Genomic DNA, 18,284 nt, shown 5'->3' with positions numbered 1-18,284 from the left:
TTTCTCCGGTGCTCAGGCTTCGGCGCGTTCGCGCTGCTTGTCGGCGTACACCCGTTCCTTGAACGGTGCGATGCCGATGCGGCCCAGCACGTCGATAAAGCGTTCGTCCTCATGGCGGTTGGCCACGAAGGTGTCGATGATGCGCGACACCACGTCGGGCATTTCCTCGGCCTTGAACGACGGGCCGATCACCTTGCCGATGGCGCTCTTGTTGCCTTGCGCGCCGCCGAGGGTCACCTGGTACCACTCCTCGCCGTCCTTATCCACGCCGAGCACGCCGATATTGCCAACGTGGTGGTGGCCGCAGGCGTTGATGCAGCCCGAGATGTTCAGCGTGACTTCGCCCAGGTCGTGCACGTAGTCCAGGTCGTCGAAGCGCTCCTGGATGGCCAGCGCGATGGGGATCGACTTGGCGTTGGCCAGCGAGCAGAAATCCCCGCCCGGGCAGGCGATGATGTCGGTCAGCAGGCCGATGTTGGCGGTGGCCAGGCCAGCCTTCCTGGCTTCCTGCCAGAGCGCGAACAGGTCGCGCTTGCGCACGTCCGGCAGCACCAGGTTCTGCTCGTGCGCCACGCGCAGTTCGCCGTAGCCGTAACGGTCGGCCAGATCGGCCACCAGGTCGATCTGCGCATCGGTGGCGTCTCCCGGGGGGGACACCGGGCCCGGCTTGGTCGACAGGGTCACCGCGGCGTAGCCCGGCACCTTGTGCGCATGCACGCTGCGGCTCACCCAGCGGGCGAAGGCCTTGTCTTCCAGCAGGTGCTTCTCGTACGAAGCATCGGTGTCGGCCAGCTTGTCATAGGCGGGCGGCGCGAAGTACTGCGCCACGCGGTCGAACTCGGCCTGCGTGATGGTGGCGGGACCATCCTTGCTGTGCTGCCATTCTTCCTCGACTTCCTGCGCGAACTTCTCCGCGCCGATGGCCTTCACCAGGATCTTGATGCGCGCCTTGTACTTGTTGTCGCGGCGGCCATAGCGGTTGTACACGCGAATGGCCGATTCCACGTACGACAGCAGGTGCTGCCAGGGCAGGTCTTCCTTGATCACCGAACCCAGGATCGGGGTGCGGCCCAGGCCGCCGCCGGCCAGGATGCGCAGGCGCGTCTGTCCTTCGGCATTGCGGTAGGCGTAGATGYCGATATCGTGCATCTGCACCACGGCGCGGTCGTCGGCCGAAGCCGAGATGGCGATCTTGAACTTGCGCGGCAGGAAGGCGAATTCCGGCTGGAACGTGCTCCACTGGCGCAGCAGCTCGGCCAGCACGCGCGGGTCCACCGATTCGTCCGGCGCCACGCCGGCGAAGTGGTCGGTGGTGATATTGCGCACGCAGTTGCCGGAAGTCTGGATGCCGTGCATTTCCACGCTGGCCAGGTCGGCCAGCACGTCGGGCACGCGCTCGAGCTCCATCCAGTTGTACTGGATGTTCTGGCGGGTGGAGAAGTGGCCGTAGCCGCGGTCATAGGTCCGCGCGATATGGCCCAGCATGCGCATCTGCTTGCTCGACAGCAGGCCGTACGGAATCGCCACGCGCAGCATGTAGGCATGGCGCTGCATGTACAGGCCGTTCTGCAGGCGCAGCGGCAGGAATTCTTCCTCGGTCAGTTCGTCGGACAGGCGGCGGCGCACCTGGTCACGGAACTGGGCGACGCGTTCGTTGACGATGCGCTGGTCGTATTGGTCGTACTGATACATGGTGTGGGTCCGTTCAGTATTCGGTATGCGTTGAATTCAGGAGACGAGCTTGATGGCGACCAGCGTCAGCGTGGTTGCCAGCGCGGCGCGCACCAGCCGTTCGGGCAGCGCCCGCGACAATTGCGCGCCCAGCCAGATGCCGGGGATCGAGCCCACCAGCAGCGACAGCAAGAGGGTCCAGTTCACGGTGCCGAGCCACACATGGCCCAGCCCGGCCAGCGCCGTCAGCGGCACGGCGTAGGCGATATCGGTGCCCGCCACTTCGGCCGGCTTCATCTTGGGGTAGAGCAGCAGGATCAGCGTGGCGCCCACGGCGCCGGCGCCGATCGAGGACACCGTCACCAGCACGCCGATCACGGCGCCCACCAGCACGGTGGCGATGGCCTGGGCGCGGCCTTCGAGCTGGAAGCGCGGGTTGCGGGCCAGCCAGCCCAGCATCTGCTTGCGGAACAGCAGCGACAGCACCGTCAGGATCACCGACACGCCGATCGTCAGGCGGATCGCGTGCAGCCACTGCGCGTCGAGTTCGCCGGCGCTCTTGAGCACCAGGATGGCCGCCACCGCGGCCGRCAGGCTGCCGATGCACAGGCGGCGCACCACCTGCCACTGCACGTGGCCGTGGGCGCGATGCGCCAGCGTGCCGAACCCCTTGGTGATGGCGGCGAAGGCCAGGTCGGTACCGACCGCCGTGGCCGGCGAGAAGCCGAACAGCAGCGTCAGCAGCGGCGTCATGAGCGAGCCCCCGCCCACGCCCGTCAGACCGACGAGGACGCCTACTAGCAGACCGGAAACGGTATAGGCAAGGGACATGGAGGACTCACGTGCCGGCCGGTATTCCGGGGGGAGCCAGGAAGCAGGCCCACGCGCGGAGAATCCGACCGTTCATTAACAAAGTTCGAGAATCGTAATAAACTGGCCTCATATCTCAAACTAATAAGAAGTTGTTTGTTTATACGAACCCAGTTATATGAATCTGCACCAGTTCCGCTTTGTGCGTGAGGCAGTACGTCAGAACTACAACCTGACCGAAGCCGCAAAAGCGCTCTACACATCACAACCAGGTGTTTCCAAGGCCATCATCGAGCTCGAGGAAGAACTCGGGGTGGATATCTTTACCCGCCACGGCAAGCGCATCCGCAGCCTGACGGAGCCCGGCCGCCGCATCCTGGAGTCAGTGGAGAAGATCCTGCAGGAGGTGGAGAGCCTCAAGCGGGTGGGCAAGGACTACGCCGCGCAGGACCAGGGCAACTTCACCATCGCCACCACCCATACCCAGGCGCGCTACGCCCTGCCGCGGGTGATCGCCGAGTTTACCAAGCGCTACCCGAAAGTGCGCCTTTCCATACAACAGGGCAATCCCAGCCAGATTGCCGACATGGTGCTGCACGACCAGGCCGACATCGGCATCGCCACCGAGGGGATCTCCGAGGACAAGAACCTGGTCTCGCTGCCCGGTCACCAATGGCAACATGTGGTGGTGACGCCACCTGACCATCCGTTGCTGGAAAAGAAGCACCTGGCGCTGGAAGACCTGATGGCCTACCCCATCATCACCTACGACCTCAACTTCGCCGGCCGCCCCAAGATCAACAAGGCCTTCGAGCTGCGCCACCTGCAGCCGGACATCGTGCTCGAAGCCATCGACGCCGACGTCATCAAGACCTATGTCGAGATCGGCCTGGGCGTGGGCATCGTGGCCGGGCTGGCCTACGATGCCGAGCGCGACCGCAACCTGCGCGGCATCCCCGCCGGCCATCTGTTCGGCACCAATGTGACGCATCTGGCAGTCAAGCAGGGTGCCTACCTGCGCAGCTTTGTGTATACCTTTATTGAACTGTTCTCCCCCACGCTGAACCGCAAGCTGGTGGAACAGGCCATGTCCGGCGACCACGAAGCCTACGAACTCTGATTTTTTACAAGGCATCGGCCTGTCCGATGCCGACGGCGCGCCCCGGCCTGGCGCGCCCTGCCCGCCCGCCATGCGGAGCCGGCCCACTGAACTGGCCTGAAACCAATATGACGAACCAAGAACAAAGCAAGATCCACTGGAYCGAAGACGGCGAAGAACGCAGTGCCAACTGGCGCTCCGAATCCAATATGCCCCCGCCCAAGCGCGTGGTCATCGCCGACGACACCACCTCCGCCGACACCGCCTACCGCCTGGCCTGCGAGGGCACCGGCCTGCTCTGGCGCGGCGACTTCCAGAACGCGCGCCAGTTGCTGCAAGCCCTGGCCCGCCGCGCCGACAAGCCCAAGAAGGCGCACCGGAACGCCAAAGCCCAGGCCAAGCCCACCCCCACCGAGGCCTTCCACCTGCACCGCCAGGCCCAGTCGCAGCGCGCCCGCACGCTCGGCATGCTGCTGCTGCCCTTCGAGGCCGACCACAGCGTGCCCCTGCGCCGCGCACCCGACGTGACCGAGGCCTGCCGCGAAGCCCACGGCGAGGTCGATGCCCCCTACGTGGCCACCATGCGCGAACTGCTCGGCCTGATCGGCGCGCACGAATGGYGCAAGAAGGGCGTAGAGATCCCCGCCCTGGGCGAGCGCATCTACCCCTACTACGGCGTGTTCTCCCCGGTGCGCGGCGAGTACATCGACCTGGTCGCCAAGGCCCAGCTCCCGGCCAAGGCCACCGAACTCGCCTTCGACATCGGCACCGGCACCGGCGTGCTGGCCGCCCTGCTGGCCCAGCGCGGCGTCAAGCGCGTGATTGCCACCGACCAGGACCCGCGCGCCCTGGCCTGCGCCAGCGAGAACATCCAGCGCCTGCGCCTGGACCGCCAGGTGGAGATCGTCAAGGCCGACCTCTTCCCCGAAGGGCGCGCCCCGCTGGTGGTCTGCAACCCGCCCTGGGTCCCGGCGCGCGCCAACTCGCCGATCGAACATGCCGTGTACGACCCGGACAGCCAGATGCTCAAGGGCTTCCTGGCCGGCCTGGCCGACCACCTCGAACCCGGCGGCGAAGGCTGGCTGCTGCTTTCCGACCTGGCCGAGCACCTGGGCCTGCGCACGCGCGAAACGCTGCTGGGCTGGATCGATGAGGCCGGGCTGAAGATGCTGGGCCGCCTGGAAGTCAAGCCGCGCCACCCGAAGACCACCGACCAGGCAGATGCGCTGCATACGGCACGCGCGGCCGAGGTGACCTCCTTGTGGCGCCTGGGCACGCGCTGAGCGCCGGCTGACCTGCCACGCCCCCGGAAGTCACGCTCCCTCGTGCGGCCGGCCGGCGGCGAGGCACGCGGCGCATGCCGCCGTGCTGTCATGCTGCTGTAACCTGGCCGCACTAGGCTCGGCCCGACCCCGGGGAGGACGAGCCATGCAAGGTCTGGTTGGGCTGCTGGAAAAAACGCAGGCAGGTCGCGAAGCGATCGGACAACGAAGCGGGCCGCTCGACCGGCGCAGCCGCGCGCTGCTGATCATGGTCGATGGCCGCACCAGCATGGCCGACATGGTCAGCCGGGCCGCGCAGCTCGGGCTCGAAGCCAGCGCCGTCACGCAACTGCTCGAAGGCGGCCTGATCCAGGTCGCGGCCGCGGTCGCCGGCGCGGCACGAGGGGCGCCGGCGCCAGAGCAAGCGCCAGAGCAAGCGCCGGTACAAGCGCCAATGCAAGAGCCCGCGCCATCGCCCGCCGCGCCTCCCGCCGAAGCCGGCGCAAAGCGCTCGCTTGCGGCGGCGCGGATGTACCTGATGGACGTCATGGCGCGCAGCTTCGGCACCATGGACCATCCCATCCGCACCCGGCTTGTCGAAGCCACGGATCGCGCCGCCGTCGAGCAGGCATTCGAAGACTTCCGGCAGGTGCTGGGCGGCATGGCCAGCCCTTCCCTGGTCACGCATATCGAGAATTCGTTCCGCGACCTGCTGCCGCTTGGCTAAGCGGCTCGCGCAGTGGCGTGCCTGTCACGGCCCATGAGCGCAAGCCTGGAAAACGCAACATGCCGTTCGCGCCACCCGAGGCCGCGCGCCCAAAAAAAATCCCGCGACCGCCGTCGATCCCGGCCAGACTGAATCGTCGTCCTGGTAGCGGCGCGCAACGCGCCCGCCCCCCTTTTCGACGACCAAAGGAGATCAGACATGGCATACATCGATGGATTTGTCGTTCCCGTCCCCATCGCCAACCGCGAGACCTACAAGAAGATGGCCCAGGCGGCCGGCGTGGTCTTCAAGGAAAACGGCGCGCTGTCCCTGGTCGAATGCTGGGGCGACGACGTGCCCGAAGGGAAGGTCACTTCGTTCAGCATGGCCGTCCAGCGCAAGGACGACGAAGCCGTCGTCTTCTCCTGGATCACGTGGCCCGACCGCAAGACCCGCGACGCCGGCATGAAAGCCGCCATGGAAGACCCGCGCCTGAAGATGCAGGGCGAGATGCCGTTCGATGGCAAGCGGATGATCTTTGGCGGCTTCGAGGTGCTGGTGGACGCCTGAGGCAGGGAAGCCGATGCCGCCGGCAGGCGGCCTCGCCTGCGACCGGCGCCGCAGGCGCGACGCGCTCGCCACGCGCCCGACAGGAAAGCCGGCGCCACCGCGCCGGCGATTGCAAAGCCCCCATCACATCCGCTCACGCACCGGCCGCGACCCATGCCAGCCCGCAGGCCCTCCCCCCTTGCTGTTCCAATCTTGAAACAACGGCATGCGGCAAGGCCGCGCGCCCCCGCCCCGCGCGCCCCCAGCCAGACCGGCCAATATCGCATGGGCCACAGCGAACCCTTTGTGGATCGCTCCGGAACGCATATATTTCCCGTGCAGGTTCCGCCATGAATTTCATCTGCACTGCGCTCACCTGGCCATGACGGCCTGGCGGATTCCCCAAACCCAAAGATACGGAGGCTCAGCATGTCGATTCGCATTGGTGACGTGGCGCCCGATTTCACCGCGGACACCACCGAAGGGAAACTCACTTTTCACGAGTGGATTGGTGACGGTTGGGCCATCCTCTTCTCCCACCCGAAGGACTTCACCCCTGTCTGCACCACCGAACTGGGCTACCTCGCAAAGCTGAAACCCGAGTTCGACAAGCGCAACACCAAGGTCGTCGGCCTGAGCGTGGATCCTGTCAGCGATCACCACGCCTGGGCCAAGGACATCGAAGAAACCCAGGGGCACGCGCTCAACTATCCCGTCATCGGCGACGCCGACCTCAACGTGGCCAAGCTGTACGACATGATCCACCCGAATGCCAGCGGCGCCGCGCCGCGCACCGCGGTGGACAATGCCACCGTGCGCTCGGTCTTCATCATCGGCCCGGACAAGAAGGTCAAGGCGATGCTGATCTACCCGATGAGCTCCGGGCGCAACTTCGACGAGGTCATGCGGCTGCTGGATTCGGTCCAGCTCAACGCCAAGCACACGGTGGCCACGCCGGTGAACTGGAAGCCGGGCGAGGACGTCATCATCCCCACCTCGGTGTCGGACGAAGACGCCAAGAAGAAGTACCCGCAAGGGTTCAAGACGCTCAAGCCCTATCTGAGGGTGGTCGAGCAGCCCAGGTAAGCCATACCCCCTGGCCGGCCATGGCGCGTGGGATGGGACATCCCGCGCGCCATGGCGCCGGTTTCCGTACGCCCCCGCGCTACTCTCCGCCCTACCTTCCGCACCACCTTCCGCACCACCTTCCGCACCATCCCGCGCACTCGCCACGCGCACTCCCCCCGCACAACCCCACGCCAGCCCGCATCAGGCCGCACTAGCCCGGATATCTCCTGACGTCTCCCGGGCCCCCGCCGCCGTGCGGACGGGCACGCGCCACGCCCGCGCCGCAAGAAAACAGATCACGCCCCCTCCTGTCCGCCTGCCCGCCACCGGATCGGCGGACATTGCCCATAAAAGCGGCATTATCATCACTCTTAACTCAATTTGAACTGCATAGCGAAACGCTTTTAAACTTTGTTCCGCAAACACAGTCTTTTTCTTGATATGAAAACTGCTGTGCAGTACATTGTTCCGCAGTTGCTCTGGATTTGGCACGCAGGCCAGGTTCCGGCGAAGCGCTCGCTGCCGTGCCTGTTCCGGCGGGGCGACAGGAGACACGGCGCCACCGTTGGTGCCGGACTATTCGAATCGAGGTGTGGAAATGAACAACGTACCAGTCATGTTCGATCTGAGCGGGAAGGCAGCATTTGTCGCCGGGGCTTCGAGCGGCATCGGGCTGCATGTCGCCCAGGTGCTCGCCGCGGCGGGCGCCGCCGTCGCCTTGGGGGCACGGCGTGCCGACCGGCTGCAGGACGCCGTGAAGGCGCTCGCCGGGCAGGGCCATCGAAGCTGCGCGGTGAACCTGGATGTCACCGTGCCCGAGACCATCGCGCCGGCATGGGCCGAAGCGCAGGCGGCGCTCGGACAGCCCATCGACATCCTCTTCAACAACGCCGGGATCATCTACATCGAGCGCTTTGTCGACCAGGACCCCGCCGAGGTGGCGCGCATCTTCGATACGAACCTGAAGGGCGCCTTCCTCGTGGCGCAGGAAGCTGCCCGCTCGATGGCCGCCCGCAAGACCGGCTCCATCATCAACGTGACCTCCTCGGCCGGGCTGCGCGCCAGCGGCCAGCTCGCCAGCTATGGTGCCTCCAAGGCCGGGCTGGTCCACCTCACGCACATCATGGCGCTCGAACTCGGTAGCCGCGGGGTCCGGGTCAATGCGCTCGCGCCCGGCAATTTCCGCACCGACATGCACGGCAAGTTCCAGGAACACGGCTTCGAGGAAGCCATCGGCAAGCGCATTCCCATGCGGCGCTTCGGYGAGATGGACGACCTCGACGGCATCACCTTGCTGCTGGCGTCGGATGCGAGCCGCTACATCACCGGTGCCGTCATCCCGGTCGACGGCGGCCAGACGCTCAGCTGGATGTGACCCCATAAAAAAACAAAGGAGACAAGCCATGCACCGTACGCAATTCCTCAGGGGCGCCGCCGGCGCGGCGGCACTCGCGCTCGCCGGCGCGCTGTGCCCCGCGCAAGCGCAGACCTATCCGCAGAAGCCGATCCGGATCATCGTGCCATTCGCCGCCGGCGGCGCCGCGGACATCGTCGCGCGCACGCTGGCCGAGAAGATGTCGCCGCGCCTTGGCCAGCCGGTCATCGTCGACAACCGCTCGGGCGGCTCGGGAACGATCGGCGTGGATGCGGTCGCCAAGTCGCCCGGCGATGGCTACACGCTCTCGCTCGCGCTGAGCTCGCAGCTGATGATCAACCAGTACCTGTTCAAGAAGCTGCCCTACGACTCGCAGAAGGACCTGGTCCTGGTCGCCAAGGTCGCGGACTCGCCCCTCGTGCTGCTGGTGAATGCCAACGTGCCGGCCAGCAATGGCGCGGAGCTGCGCAAATACCTGACGGCGAACAAGGGCAAGCTGTCGTACGGCTCATGGGGCATCGGCACAGTGGCGCACCTGACGGCCAGCCATCTGAGCGAGATCGTCGGCGCCGACATGACGCACGTGGCGTATCGCGGCGAAGTGCCGATGCTGCAGGACCTGGTCGGCGGCAACTTGCCGATGTCCTTCGCGACCACCGTGCAGGCGGGGCAATTCATCTCGGCCGGCCGCGTGAAGGCGATCGGCGTCACGGGCACCACGCGCATCGGTTCGCTGCCGAAGATCCCGACCCTGGTCGAGGCCGGCTTCGACGACCAGATCTTCCGCGCGGTGGGGTGGATCGGGCTGTCCGCGCCAGCGGCCACGCCGAAGGCGGTCGTCCAGCGTATCTCCGACGAAGTCCGGGCCGCGCTCAGCCTGCCCGATGTGCAGCAGCGCATCAAGGATCTTGGATGGGCGCCCAGCTACCTCGGTCCCGCGGATTTCGCCGCCACGTACCAGCGCGAGCTTCCGCTGTGGAAGGGCCTCGTGAAGCAATCCGGCGCAACGCTCGACTGATCCCGCCGCATGACCATGACCAGACACGAGACAGCCATGACGACAGCACAGCGCATCGCGCAGACCGTTCCCGCGCAAACCGCGGCACAGGAAATCAGCGAGTGGTTCTTCGACATCTACCTGCCCGCCTGGATCGGCATGGGTGCGAACCCCTCCGACAGCGTCGACGGCATCCTCGATTACTGGGGATACCCGCTGCATGCGGCCTCCGTCAACATGACCACTTGCCTGATGACCGGCGACGACGTCATCAGGCTGCTGCGGGCCAACCAGGACCCGCTGCAGGCGCAGCACTATACCCACACGACGATCCTCGACCGCAAGGTGGTCGGCTACAACAGCAACGCAGGCTCCATCGACGTGATCTGGTCCCGCCGCCGCGCGGACGAATCGGAGATCGAGCGGCGTGCCGTCCATTTCGAGATCCATCGCACCGCGCAGGGGTGGCGCATCCTCGCGCTCGCCAGCCTGCTGACCGACCGCGACGCGCTGGACGACATCTGGGAAACCGCTTAAGGAACAYGACATGACATCGCAACCATCCGACATCGTTCTCTACGAACTGAAGCAGAACGTCGCCATCGTGACGCTCAACCGCGCGCCGCAGAACCGCCTGACGCGGCCCCTGTTCACGCAGCTCGACCAGGCGGTGCGCCGCGGCGTGCGCGAAGGCGCCCGCTGCATCCTGTTCCGGGGCAACGGCGACGACTTCTGCCAGGGCGGCGATTTCCGCGAATGGCCCGACCTGAAGACCCACGCCGAGCGGCGCGAGCGCTTTGGCTTCTCCAACGGCGTGCTGAACATGATCGAGTCGCTCTCGATCCCGACGGTGACGCAGGTGCACGGCCGCGCGTTCGGTGGCGGCTTCGAACTCGCCCTGCATACGGACATCATCATCGCCGCCGAATCCGCGCGCTTCCGCTTCTCCGAAGCCACGCTGGGCGTGGCGCCGCTGGCCGGCGGCGTGCAGCGCATCGCCGAGCGCGCCGGCCGCGCGGTGGCCAGCCGGCTGGTGATCCTGTCCGAGGAAATCGGCGCGGGCGAGGCCAAGGCCATGAACATCGTGGCCAGGGTCGTGCCGGACGCGGAACTGAGCGATGCCGCCTTCGACTGCGCGGCGAAGCTGGCCGCCGGCCCCACCCGCGCGCACGCCGTCACCAAGGCGATCCTCGCCGCGTGGTCGGCCGGTGGCGTGCGCGCGGCGGACGAAGCCATGATCGAACACGTCTCGGTGCTGTTGACGACGGACGACGTGCGGCGCGGCGTGGCGTCGGCCACCCAGGCCTTCGAGTCGGGTGCCGCGCGCCCCGCCATCGAATTCAGCGGGCAGTAGAGCGCCCTCCCCAGCCTTCCACAGCCTTCCCTAGGTTTCCCTAGCCTTCCCCCGGTCCAAGCCATGCACACCATGCAACCCGAAGAACACTATGTCCCGGTCGGGGACGACGTCAATCTCCACGCCTGGGTATTCCGCCCCGTCGCGGGCACCGGCCCGTTCCCCGCGATCACGATGGCCCACGGCTTCTCGGGCATCAAGTACCGCGGCCTGCAACAGTACGCCGAGCGCTTCGCCGCGGCGGGATTCATCGTCATCGTGCACGACCACCGCAACTTCGCGCTCAGCGGCGGCGCCGTGCGCGGCGATATCGATCCGTGGCAACAGATCGCGGACTGGCGGCGCGTCGTCTCGTACCTGGAATCCTTGCCTGGCGTCGACACATCGCGGATCGGCGTGTGGGGGACCAGCTACGCGGGCGGCCATGCCATCGTCCTGGGCGCCACCGATTCGCGCATCCGCACGGTCGTGGCACAGGTGCCGCTGATGAGCGGCTACGAACAGAGCCTGCGGCGCGTGTCCGCCGAGATACGGCCGGCGCAGCAGGCGCTGTTCAACGACGACGACCGCGCGCAGCTGCGCGGCGAGCCGCCCATGCGGCAGCGGGTGGTCAGCACCGATATGTCCGTGCGCGCGGCTTATCGCTCGCAGGACATGATCGATTTCCACGATGCATTCCACACGCCCGACGGCGTGGAAGACAGCGAGTACGTCACCATCCGCTCCACCCGCATGGCGCAGATGTACGAGCCCTGGCACTGGATCTCCCGCATCGCGCCCAAGCCGCTGCTGATGGTGGTGGCCGACAACGACGTGATCACGCCGACGGACCTCGCGCTCGCCGGCTACGAACGCGCGCTGGAACCCAAGCGGCTCAAGATGATCAAGGGCGGTCACTTCGACGCCTACCAGGGCGAGTTCGAGCACTCCAGCACCGCCGCGCGCGACTGGTTTGCCGAGCACTTGTCGCAACGATGATGTCCGGAGCGCCCATGGATCCCACTGCAATGACGCATCCGGAGGCGACGCAAGCCGGCGCCGGCAAGGGCCTGCTGGTCTTCGTGCACGGCTACCTCGACGGCCCCGAGACCTGGCAGCCGCTCCTTGCGGCGCTGCACCTGCCAGGATGGCGCCACCTTGTCGTCCGGCTGGCGGCGAGCGGCGACGCCTCGGCAAGCTCGCAGGCCCTGCTGGCAGCCTATGCGGCGCAGGTGGCCGCGGGTGTCGCCGCGTCCGGCCACCACGCCGGGCAACCGGTGGTGGTGATCGGCCACAGCATGGGCGGCCAGGTTGCCGAACTCGCGGCGGCGGGGGTGGCGGGCGGTGTCTCGGGCCTGGTACTCATCACGCCCGCGCCGCTGCGCGGCTACCCGCTTCCCCCGGCGGTGCTGGAGAAATTCCAGTCCCGCGCCGGCCTGACCGACCTGGCGCAGATCAGGGACGGCAAGCGCGCGTTGACGATCAATCCCGACGACGCCGCGCTGGATGTGCTCGCCGCCACCACCGCCAGGACCAGCCGCGCGTTCGCGCTGGAACAGCTGCGCGCCTGGAGCGGCGGGCATCCGGCCGGTGCCGATGCGTCGGCTGTCGGCTCCCCTGTCCTGACCATCACGACCGATGACAAGTTCTTCACCGCCGCCTTGCTGGAAGACGGGGCGAAGCGCTTCGCCAGCGCCACGATCGACCATGTGGCCGACGCCGGACACTGGCCCCAGGTAGAGCAGCCGGCACGGCTGGCCCGCTTCATCGAGCGCTTTATCGAACGCATCATCGAACGCCGCATTGCGCGCATCGGCCCGCAGTGACCACCGGGCAGCCTTGCACGCAAGTGCAGGCTCCCGGAGACCAACGACAAAAGCATGACGAGGAGACCAACGATGCCGGCCACGGACCAAGCGGACAATGCAGATACCGCACACGCACCGGACTACCAGTTGCTGATCAGGCAGCTCCTGCTATCGCCGCTCTCGTACGCGCCCGGGCAGGAGATCGTGTACCGGGACGCCGCGCGCTACACCTACCGCACGCTGGGCGAGCGCATCGRCCGCCTTGCCAGTGGCCTGGCTTCGCTGGGCGTCGGCTACGGCGACACAGTGGCCATCCTCGACTGGGACAGCCATCGCTACCTGGAATGCTTCTTTGCCGTGCCCATGATGGGCGCCGTGCTGCAGACGGTGAACGTACGGCTGAGCCCCGAGCACGTGCGCTACACGCTGGCGCACGCCGCGCCGAAGGTGATGCTGGTCCACCATGATTTCCTCGACCTGGTGCTCGGCATGCGCGACCAGCTCCCGTCGGTGGAGCATGTGGTCGTGATCGACGACGGGCATGCCGCTTCGCAGGCGCCTGCCTACGAGGCGCTGCTGGCCGCGTCCGCGCCGGACTTCGCGTTCCGGGATTTCAGCGAGAACACGCGTGCCACCGTCTTCTATACCAGCGGCACCACGGGGCTGCCCAAGGGCGTCTACTACACGCACCGCCAGATCGTGTTGCACACGCTGGCGGTCGTCGCCATGTTTGCCATGCCGGCGCAGCAGGGGCGCTTCCACCGCGGCGACGTCTACATGCCGATCACGCCGATGTTCCACGTGCACGCCTGGGGCATGCCCTACGCCGCCACCATGATGGGCGTGAAGCAGGTCTACCCGGGGCGCTACTCGGCCGACCAGCTATTGCAACTGCAGCAGCGCGAGGGCGTGACCTTCTCGCACTGCGTGCCGACCATCCTTCACATGCTGCTGGCAGAGGCGCAGAAGACGCAATCCGACCTGGCCGGCTGGAAGATCATCGTGGGCGGCGCCGCCTTGTCGAAGAGCCTCGCAGGCGCGGCGCTGGCGCGCGGCATCGACGTCTTCTGCGGCTACGGCATGTCCGAGACCTGCCCGTTCATCACCAGCGCCCAGGTCGACGAAGCCATGCTGGCGGGCGAACCGGCCGAGTGGCTGCCGGCGCGGCTGTCCGCCGGCCGGCCGCTGCCGCTGGTCGATCTCAGGCTTGCCGATCCGCAGATGGCCTTCCAGCCGCACGACGGCGAATCCGCCGGCGAGATCGTCTTGCGCGCACCGTGGCTCACGCCCGGCTACCTGGGCGACGACGACGCATCGCGCAAGCTGTGGACCGGCGGCTACCTGCACACCGGCGACATCGGCACGATCGACGCCGGCGGCTACCTGCGCATCAGCGACCGGCTCAAGGATGTCATCAAGACCGGCGGCGAATGGATCTCCTCCTACGCGGTGGAAGACTGCATCTGCCAGCACCCTTCGGTCAGCGAAGCGGCGGTGATCGGCGTGAGCGACGAGAAATGGGGCGAACGCCCGATGGCGCTGGTCGTGCTCAAGTCCCCCGCGGACGAGAGCGTGAGCGCCGATGCCATTCGCGCGCATCTGCACGCGTATGTGGCCAGCGGCACGATTTCCCGGTACGCGGTGCCGGAGCGATATCTCTTCGTTGCCAGCCTGCCGCGAACCAGCGTGGGGAAGTATGACAAGAAGGCCATGCGCGCCGCCCTGGCATGACGGCATGGCAAGCCCTGGCATCCGGCGCGTGGCGGCATCTATGCTATTTTGTGCGGCTGGACGGTGGTGACCGGCCTGGCGCACCAACCACCGGGCGGCGCGCACGCGCAACACCACGATTTTTCGGCTAGATGGGAACAGGACAAGATGGCAAGGCGCAACGAGACTTCCGCTGAACGAGAGCTTTCCACCGCGGAGGAACGTGAGGACGGCGAGGACGAAGCGTCCCCCGAAGGCGCGCAGGACCGCCACTTCGTGACCGCGCTGGCACGCGGGCTGGAAGTGCTCAGCGCCTTCCGCAGCGGCGACACCTTCCTGGCCAACCACGAGATCGCCGAGCGCTGCGGCCTGCCCAAGTCCACCGTCACGCGGCTGACCTACACGCTGACCAAGCTCGGCTACCTGCATGTGGTGCCGGACAGCGGCAAGTACCGCCTCGGCACCGCCACCGGCGCGCTGGGCAGCGCCATGCTCTCCAACCTGGACGTGCGCCAGGTCGCGCGCCCGTTCATGCAGCGCCTCGCGGTCGACACCGGCGCCGTGGTGGCCATGTCCACCCGCGACCGGCTTTCCATGCTCTACCTGGAATGCTGCCGCAGCACGTCCATCGTCACCCTCAGCCTCGACGTGGGATCGCGCATCGCGCTCGGCACCTCCGCCGCCGGCCGCGTGTACCTCGCCAGCCTGCCCGCCGGCGAGCGCGCCGAAGTCATGGAGCGCATCCGCGCACTGGATGAAGGCGCCTGGCCTGCCGTGGAGCACGGCATCGCCAGCGCGATGGAGGAATTGCGCACCACCGGCTGCGTCACCTCCCTCGGCGAATGGGTCAAGGAAGTCCACGGCATCGCCACCTCCTTCACCCCCGGACGCGGCCTGCCCGCGATGGCGATCAGCGTCGCCGGTCCGGCGCAGACGTTCTCGGCGCAGCGCATGCGCGAACAGGTAAGGCCGCTGCTGATCGAGACGGTTCGCGAAATCGAGCGCACCCTCGGGCAGCAGTTCGGGGCAAGGTAAGCGGCGCGCCGCCGCCGACGCTGACCGGGCGGCCGCGCCGATCAGCCCGGCACCTGGCATACCGATGCGTCATGGCTTCGCCGGCGCCTGCAGCGCCGAGCGCACCACAAACGTGAATTGCGCGACGCGCGGAAACGGCAAGAACGCGCGATCCGCGCCTGGTTTCGCGCCTGGTTTCGCGCCTGGTTTCGCGTCTGGTTCCGCGCCAGCAAGTGCGCAGGCGCCTACATCCCCTTGAACAGGTCGGCATAGAGCCGGCTCACGCCGACCTTGTCGTCGCTGCCGCGCAGGGTCAGCGTGATCTTGCCGGCATCGTCGCGCGTGGCGGTGGCGATGGCGTCCGCGCGCACGATGGTGCCGCGGTGGACCTGCCAGAACACCTGCGGGTCCAGCCGCGCCTGCAACTCGCGCAGCGACAGGCGAATCCAGTGCTGGCCGCCGCCCGCGGTGACCACGCGCACGTATTTGTCGTCGGCCTCGAAGTAGAGCACCTCCGCGACGGGCACCATGGTGATGGTGCTGCCCGCGCTGGCCTGGATGACCTTGAGTGGCTGGCTGGATCCGGAAGCCGGCGCCAGCGGCGAGCCCGCGCCGAGCAGCGTGCGCAACTGTGCCAGCGTGGCGTCGGACGCGGGGCTCTGCGCGCGCTGCGCCAGCGCGGCCTGCAGGCGCGTGCATGCCTTGGCCAGCCGCTCGGGCTGCACGGGCTTGAGGATGTAGTCCGCCGCGGCCTGCTCGAAGGCGTGCAGCGCATAGTTGTCGAACGCGGTGACGAACACCACCAGCGGGAACGGCTTGCCCCCGGCAGGCCAGTCCTCGGCCAGGACCTGCGCGGCTTCCAGTCCGGACATGCCAGGCATGCGGATATCGAGGAAAAGCAGGTCCGGTTGCAGCGCCAGCGCCTGCGTCACGGCGGCGGCGCCGTCGCCCACGGTGGCGAGGATGCGCAGGTCCGGCCACAAGCGCGAGAGCTCGGCCCGCAGGTCGGCGGCGAGCAGGATTTCGTCTTCGGCGATGAGGGCGGTGGCTTGCATTGGGTATGACGTGGCGGCGGGAGCGTCGGGTCAGGAGAGCGGGATGCGTACGGTGGCCAGCGTGCCGCCATCGGCATCGCCGGCCTTGTCCAGGGTGAAGCTGGCCTGGGTGCCGAAGAGCTGGGCCAGCCGCTCGCGCACTTGCGCGGTGCCGAAGCAGGTGGCGTCCTTCGGCGGCGCCAGCGGCGACACGCGCAGGCCCATGCCGGTGTCGCGCACCGTCAGGACCAGCACATTGCCATCCCGGCGCGCGGCGAGCCGGATCACGCCACCTGCGAGCTTGGGCTCCAGCCCGTGCTTGATGGCGTTCTCCACCAGCGGCTGCAGCAGCAGCGGCGGCACCGGCAGGCCGGCGAGTTCGGGCGGCAGGTCCAGTTCGGTGCGCAGGCGCTCGCCCATGCGGACCTCCATCAGGCCGAGGTAGTCGGCCACGCGCGCGAACTCCGACGACAGCGGATGCGGACCGGAACGCGATGCCTCCAGCGTGGCGCGCAGGAACGCGATCAGCTGGTTGAGCATGTGCTGGGCGCGCTGCGGGTCCTGGCCGATCAGCGCGCGCAGGTTGCCCAGCGTGTTGAACAGCATGTGCGGCTCGAGCTGTGACTCCAGCAGCCGCAGCTGGTTCTCCGCCGCGCTGCGCAGCGCGGCCTGCTCGCGCGCGGCCATGGCGGCCATGCGGCCGCGCGTGTAGAAGAAGTAGCTGATGGCGGCGGCCAGCGCCATGACCACGGTGGTGCTGAGCGCGAGCGCGCGCGGGTTGCGTGCCAGCTCCGCCGGGCTGCCGTAGGAGCCGGTCAGCCAGCCGGCCACGGCACTGCCGCCGAAATAGCCCAGCACGCCGGACACCAGCACCCACGGGAACATCAGCCGGTAGTCCGGCCAGGCACGCCCGCCCGGGGCGCGCTCCGACTGCACGCCCAGGCGCAGCATGCCGTAGCGCCCGCCCTGGATAAGCGCCTGGATCAGCGCGGTGATGCAGATGGAATAGATCAGGTTGGTGCCGAACTGCTCGCGGTAAAGCGTGCTGAAGAACAGCGCGGCGCCGAATGCCACGGGCACGCCGATGCGCAGCTCGCGCAGGAACCAGTGCAAGGGGCGGCGTGGAATGGTGGCTTGCATGGAGAGGGAAACCGGTATCGAAGCGTTCAGCCGATGACGCCGGCCGCTGGCGTCTGCCTGGCCGCCCGCCACATCGCCAGGCCGCGTGCGAGGAAGATACCGCTAACCGCGCCGGAAGCAAAGCCGGCCGCCAGCGCGGCGCGCGGATCGGCCAGCCACGCCGCGTGCATGGCGTGGCCGGCGCCCAGGCCGAAGCGCATGGCGAACATGCACAGGATCAGCCCCAGCGGCACCCAGCTGCCGGGCACGTACAGCCGCCGCGCGGCATCCTCCCGGCGGATCCCGCCCCAGGCGCCGGCCATGTTGCACAGCACCAGCGCGGCGGCGGCGCCGGCGCTCCAGGCGGCCAGCGCGCCCGGCTGCCCCGGGAAGAAGCCGAGGGTCCCGACGAGCGAGACCACGGCCATGGCCCCAGGCATGGCGGCGCCGCGCAACAGGGTCATGCGGCGGGGCACGGCCTGCGCCCGGCCCAGCGCGACGAGTGCGGCCAGCAGGATCCAGACCCAGGCGGGCGTATGTTGGAGGAGATTGGCTGTCATGGCGGCGCTCCGGTGTATGAAGGCATGAAAGGCGTCGGGATGCGCCATGGTGCCGGGGCACGCCGCCGGCGGGGAGCCGCCCGTGACGGAATGCGGGTGCGCGTCGCCAGATGCGGGCGGCGCGGCGCGAGCCGTGGCGGGCAGCTTTCGCAACATGGGCGATTCCGGA

19 protein-coding genes are annotated in these 18,284 nt (G+C 67.8%); 13 read left to right on the top strand and 6 right to left on the bottom strand.

Going from position 1 to position 18,284, the window contains the following annotated elements; genetic code table 11:
- Window positions 1-12 precede the first annotated feature (12 nt).
- Entirely contained in the window at window positions 13-1,692 is a 1,680-nt protein-coding gene (locus AC1DK4_RS26630) for a nitrite/sulfite reductase (RefSeq protein WP_477131877.1), read from the bottom strand.
- A 36-nt stretch (window positions 1,693-1,728) separates the two neighbouring features.
- Window positions 1,729-2,502 carry a sulfite exporter TauE/SafE family protein gene (locus AC1DK4_RS26625; RefSeq protein WP_477131876.1) on the bottom strand — a complete coding sequence of 258 codons (774 nt, stop codon included), beginning with the start codon at window positions 2,500-2,502 and terminating at the stop codon, window positions 1,729-1,731.
- A gap of 157 nt (window positions 2,503-2,659) precedes the next feature.
- On the opposite strand from AC1DK4_RS26625, the gene AC1DK4_RS26620 reads away from it, so the two are divergent.
- From AC1DK4_RS26620 to AC1DK4_RS26600, 5 genes are all read left to right on the top strand, one after another.
- The gene (locus tag AC1DK4_RS26620) at window positions 2,660-3,601 is read left to right on the top strand and encodes a CysB family HTH-type transcriptional regulator (RefSeq protein WP_441643587.1); all 942 of its coding nucleotides are present in this window, start codon (window positions 2,660-2,662) and stop codon (window positions 3,599-3,601) included.
- 107 nt (window positions 3,602-3,708) lie between these two features.
- Entirely contained in the window at window positions 3,709-4,863 is a 1,155-nt protein-coding gene (locus AC1DK4_RS26615; protein WP_477131875.1) for a methyltransferase, read from the top strand.
- A 145-nt stretch (window positions 4,864-5,008) separates the two neighbouring features.
- Complete coding sequence (locus tag AC1DK4_RS26610) at window positions 5,009-5,569, top strand: hypothetical protein (protein WP_441618665.1); 561 nt, start codon at window positions 5,009-5,011, stop codon at window positions 5,567-5,569.
- Window positions 5,570-5,767: 198 nt separating this feature from the next.
- Window positions 5,768-6,118 carry a DUF1428 domain-containing protein gene (locus AC1DK4_RS26605; RefSeq protein ID WP_441618663.1) on the top strand — a complete coding sequence of 117 codons (351 nt, stop codon included), beginning with the start codon at window positions 5,768-5,770 and terminating at the stop codon, window positions 6,116-6,118.
- A 408-nt stretch (window positions 6,119-6,526) separates the two neighbouring features.
- The gene (locus tag AC1DK4_RS26600; RefSeq protein WP_441618661.1) at window positions 6,527-7,183 is read left to right on the top strand and encodes a peroxiredoxin; all 657 of its coding nucleotides are present in this window, start codon (window positions 6,527-6,529) and stop codon (window positions 7,181-7,183) included.
- Between the two features lie 183 nt (window positions 7,184-7,366).
- On the opposite strand, the gene AC1DK4_RS26595 is transcribed toward AC1DK4_RS26600, so the two are convergent.
- Entirely contained in the window at window positions 7,367-7,657 is a 291-nt protein-coding gene (locus AC1DK4_RS26595; RefSeq protein WP_441618659.1) for a hypothetical protein, read from the bottom strand.
- A 106-nt stretch (window positions 7,658-7,763) separates the two neighbouring features.
- On the opposite strand from AC1DK4_RS26595, the gene AC1DK4_RS26590 reads away from it, so the two are divergent.
- The 8 genes from AC1DK4_RS26590 (at window position 7,764) to AC1DK4_RS26555 (ending at window position 15,423) form a co-directional block, all read left to right on the top strand.
- Window positions 7,764-8,540, top strand: a complete 777-nt coding sequence (locus AC1DK4_RS26590; RefSeq protein WP_441618658.1) for an SDR family NAD(P)-dependent oxidoreductase — start codon at window positions 7,764-7,766, stop codon at window positions 8,538-8,540.
- A 28-nt stretch (window positions 8,541-8,568) separates the two neighbouring features.
- Window positions 8,569-9,558 (top strand): Bug family tripartite tricarboxylate transporter substrate binding protein, encoded by a 990-nt coding sequence (locus AC1DK4_RS26585; RefSeq protein ID WP_441618656.1) that lies wholly within the window; start codon window positions 8,569-8,571, stop codon window positions 9,556-9,558.
- Window positions 9,559-9,594: 36 nt separating this feature from the next.
- Complete coding sequence (locus AC1DK4_RS26580; protein WP_441618654.1) at window positions 9,595-10,074, top strand: DUF6841 family protein; 480 nt, start codon at window positions 9,595-9,597, stop codon at window positions 10,072-10,074.
- Window positions 10,075-10,084: 10 nt separating this feature from the next.
- Window positions 10,085-10,891 (top strand): enoyl-CoA hydratase/isomerase family protein, encoded by an 807-nt coding sequence (locus tag AC1DK4_RS26575; protein ID WP_441618653.1) that lies wholly within the window; start codon window positions 10,085-10,087, stop codon window positions 10,889-10,891.
- Window positions 10,892-10,963: 72 nt separating this feature from the next.
- The gene (locus AC1DK4_RS26570; protein WP_441650181.1) at window positions 10,964-11,869 is read left to right on the top strand and encodes an alpha/beta hydrolase; all 906 of its coding nucleotides are present in this window, start codon (window positions 10,964-10,966) and stop codon (window positions 11,867-11,869) included.
- A 14-nt stretch (window positions 11,870-11,883) separates the two neighbouring features.
- Window positions 11,884-12,696 carry an alpha/beta fold hydrolase gene (locus AC1DK4_RS26565; RefSeq protein ID WP_441618649.1) on the top strand — a complete coding sequence of 271 codons (813 nt, stop codon included), beginning with the start codon at window positions 11,884-11,886 and terminating at the stop codon, window positions 12,694-12,696.
- 72 nt (window positions 12,697-12,768) lie between these two features.
- Window positions 12,769-14,409 carry a fatty acid--CoA ligase gene (locus tag AC1DK4_RS26560; protein WP_477131874.1) on the top strand — a complete coding sequence of 547 codons (1,641 nt, stop codon included), beginning with the start codon at window positions 12,769-12,771 and terminating at the stop codon, window positions 14,407-14,409.
- Window positions 14,410-14,556: 147 nt separating this feature from the next.
- Entirely contained in the window at window positions 14,557-15,423 is an 867-nt protein-coding gene (locus AC1DK4_RS26555) for an IclR family transcriptional regulator (RefSeq protein WP_441618646.1), read from the top strand.
- Between the two features lie 224 nt (window positions 15,424-15,647).
- Here the strand turns inward: AC1DK4_RS26555 and AC1DK4_RS26550 are convergent, their stop codons facing one another.
- From AC1DK4_RS26550 to AC1DK4_RS26540, 3 genes are read right to left on the bottom strand one after another with little or no spacing between them, the layout of a single operon-like run.
- Window positions 15,648-16,457 carry a LytR/AlgR family response regulator transcription factor gene (locus AC1DK4_RS26550; RefSeq protein ID WP_441650180.1) on the bottom strand — a complete coding sequence of 270 codons (810 nt, stop codon included), beginning with the start codon at window positions 16,455-16,457 and terminating at the stop codon, window positions 15,648-15,650.
- A 30-nt stretch (window positions 16,458-16,487) separates the two neighbouring features.
- Window positions 16,488-17,576 carry a sensor histidine kinase gene (locus AC1DK4_RS26545; RefSeq protein WP_441618642.1) on the bottom strand — a complete coding sequence of 363 codons (1,089 nt, stop codon included), beginning with the start codon at window positions 17,574-17,576 and terminating at the stop codon, window positions 16,488-16,490.
- A 26-nt stretch (window positions 17,577-17,602) separates the two neighbouring features.
- Window positions 17,603-18,115, bottom strand: coding sequence for a DUF6622 family protein (locus tag AC1DK4_RS26540; RefSeq protein WP_441618640.1), 513 nt, complete (start codon window positions 18,113-18,115; stop codon window positions 17,603-17,605).
- Between the last annotated feature and the right edge of the window lie 169 nt (window positions 18,116-18,284).

This window comes from Cupriavidus sp. 05N38, from assembly GCF_056397345.1.
The sequence above is the reverse complement of the archived record's forward strand: the minus strand, read 5'-3'. Positions and strand labels throughout refer to the sequence as shown.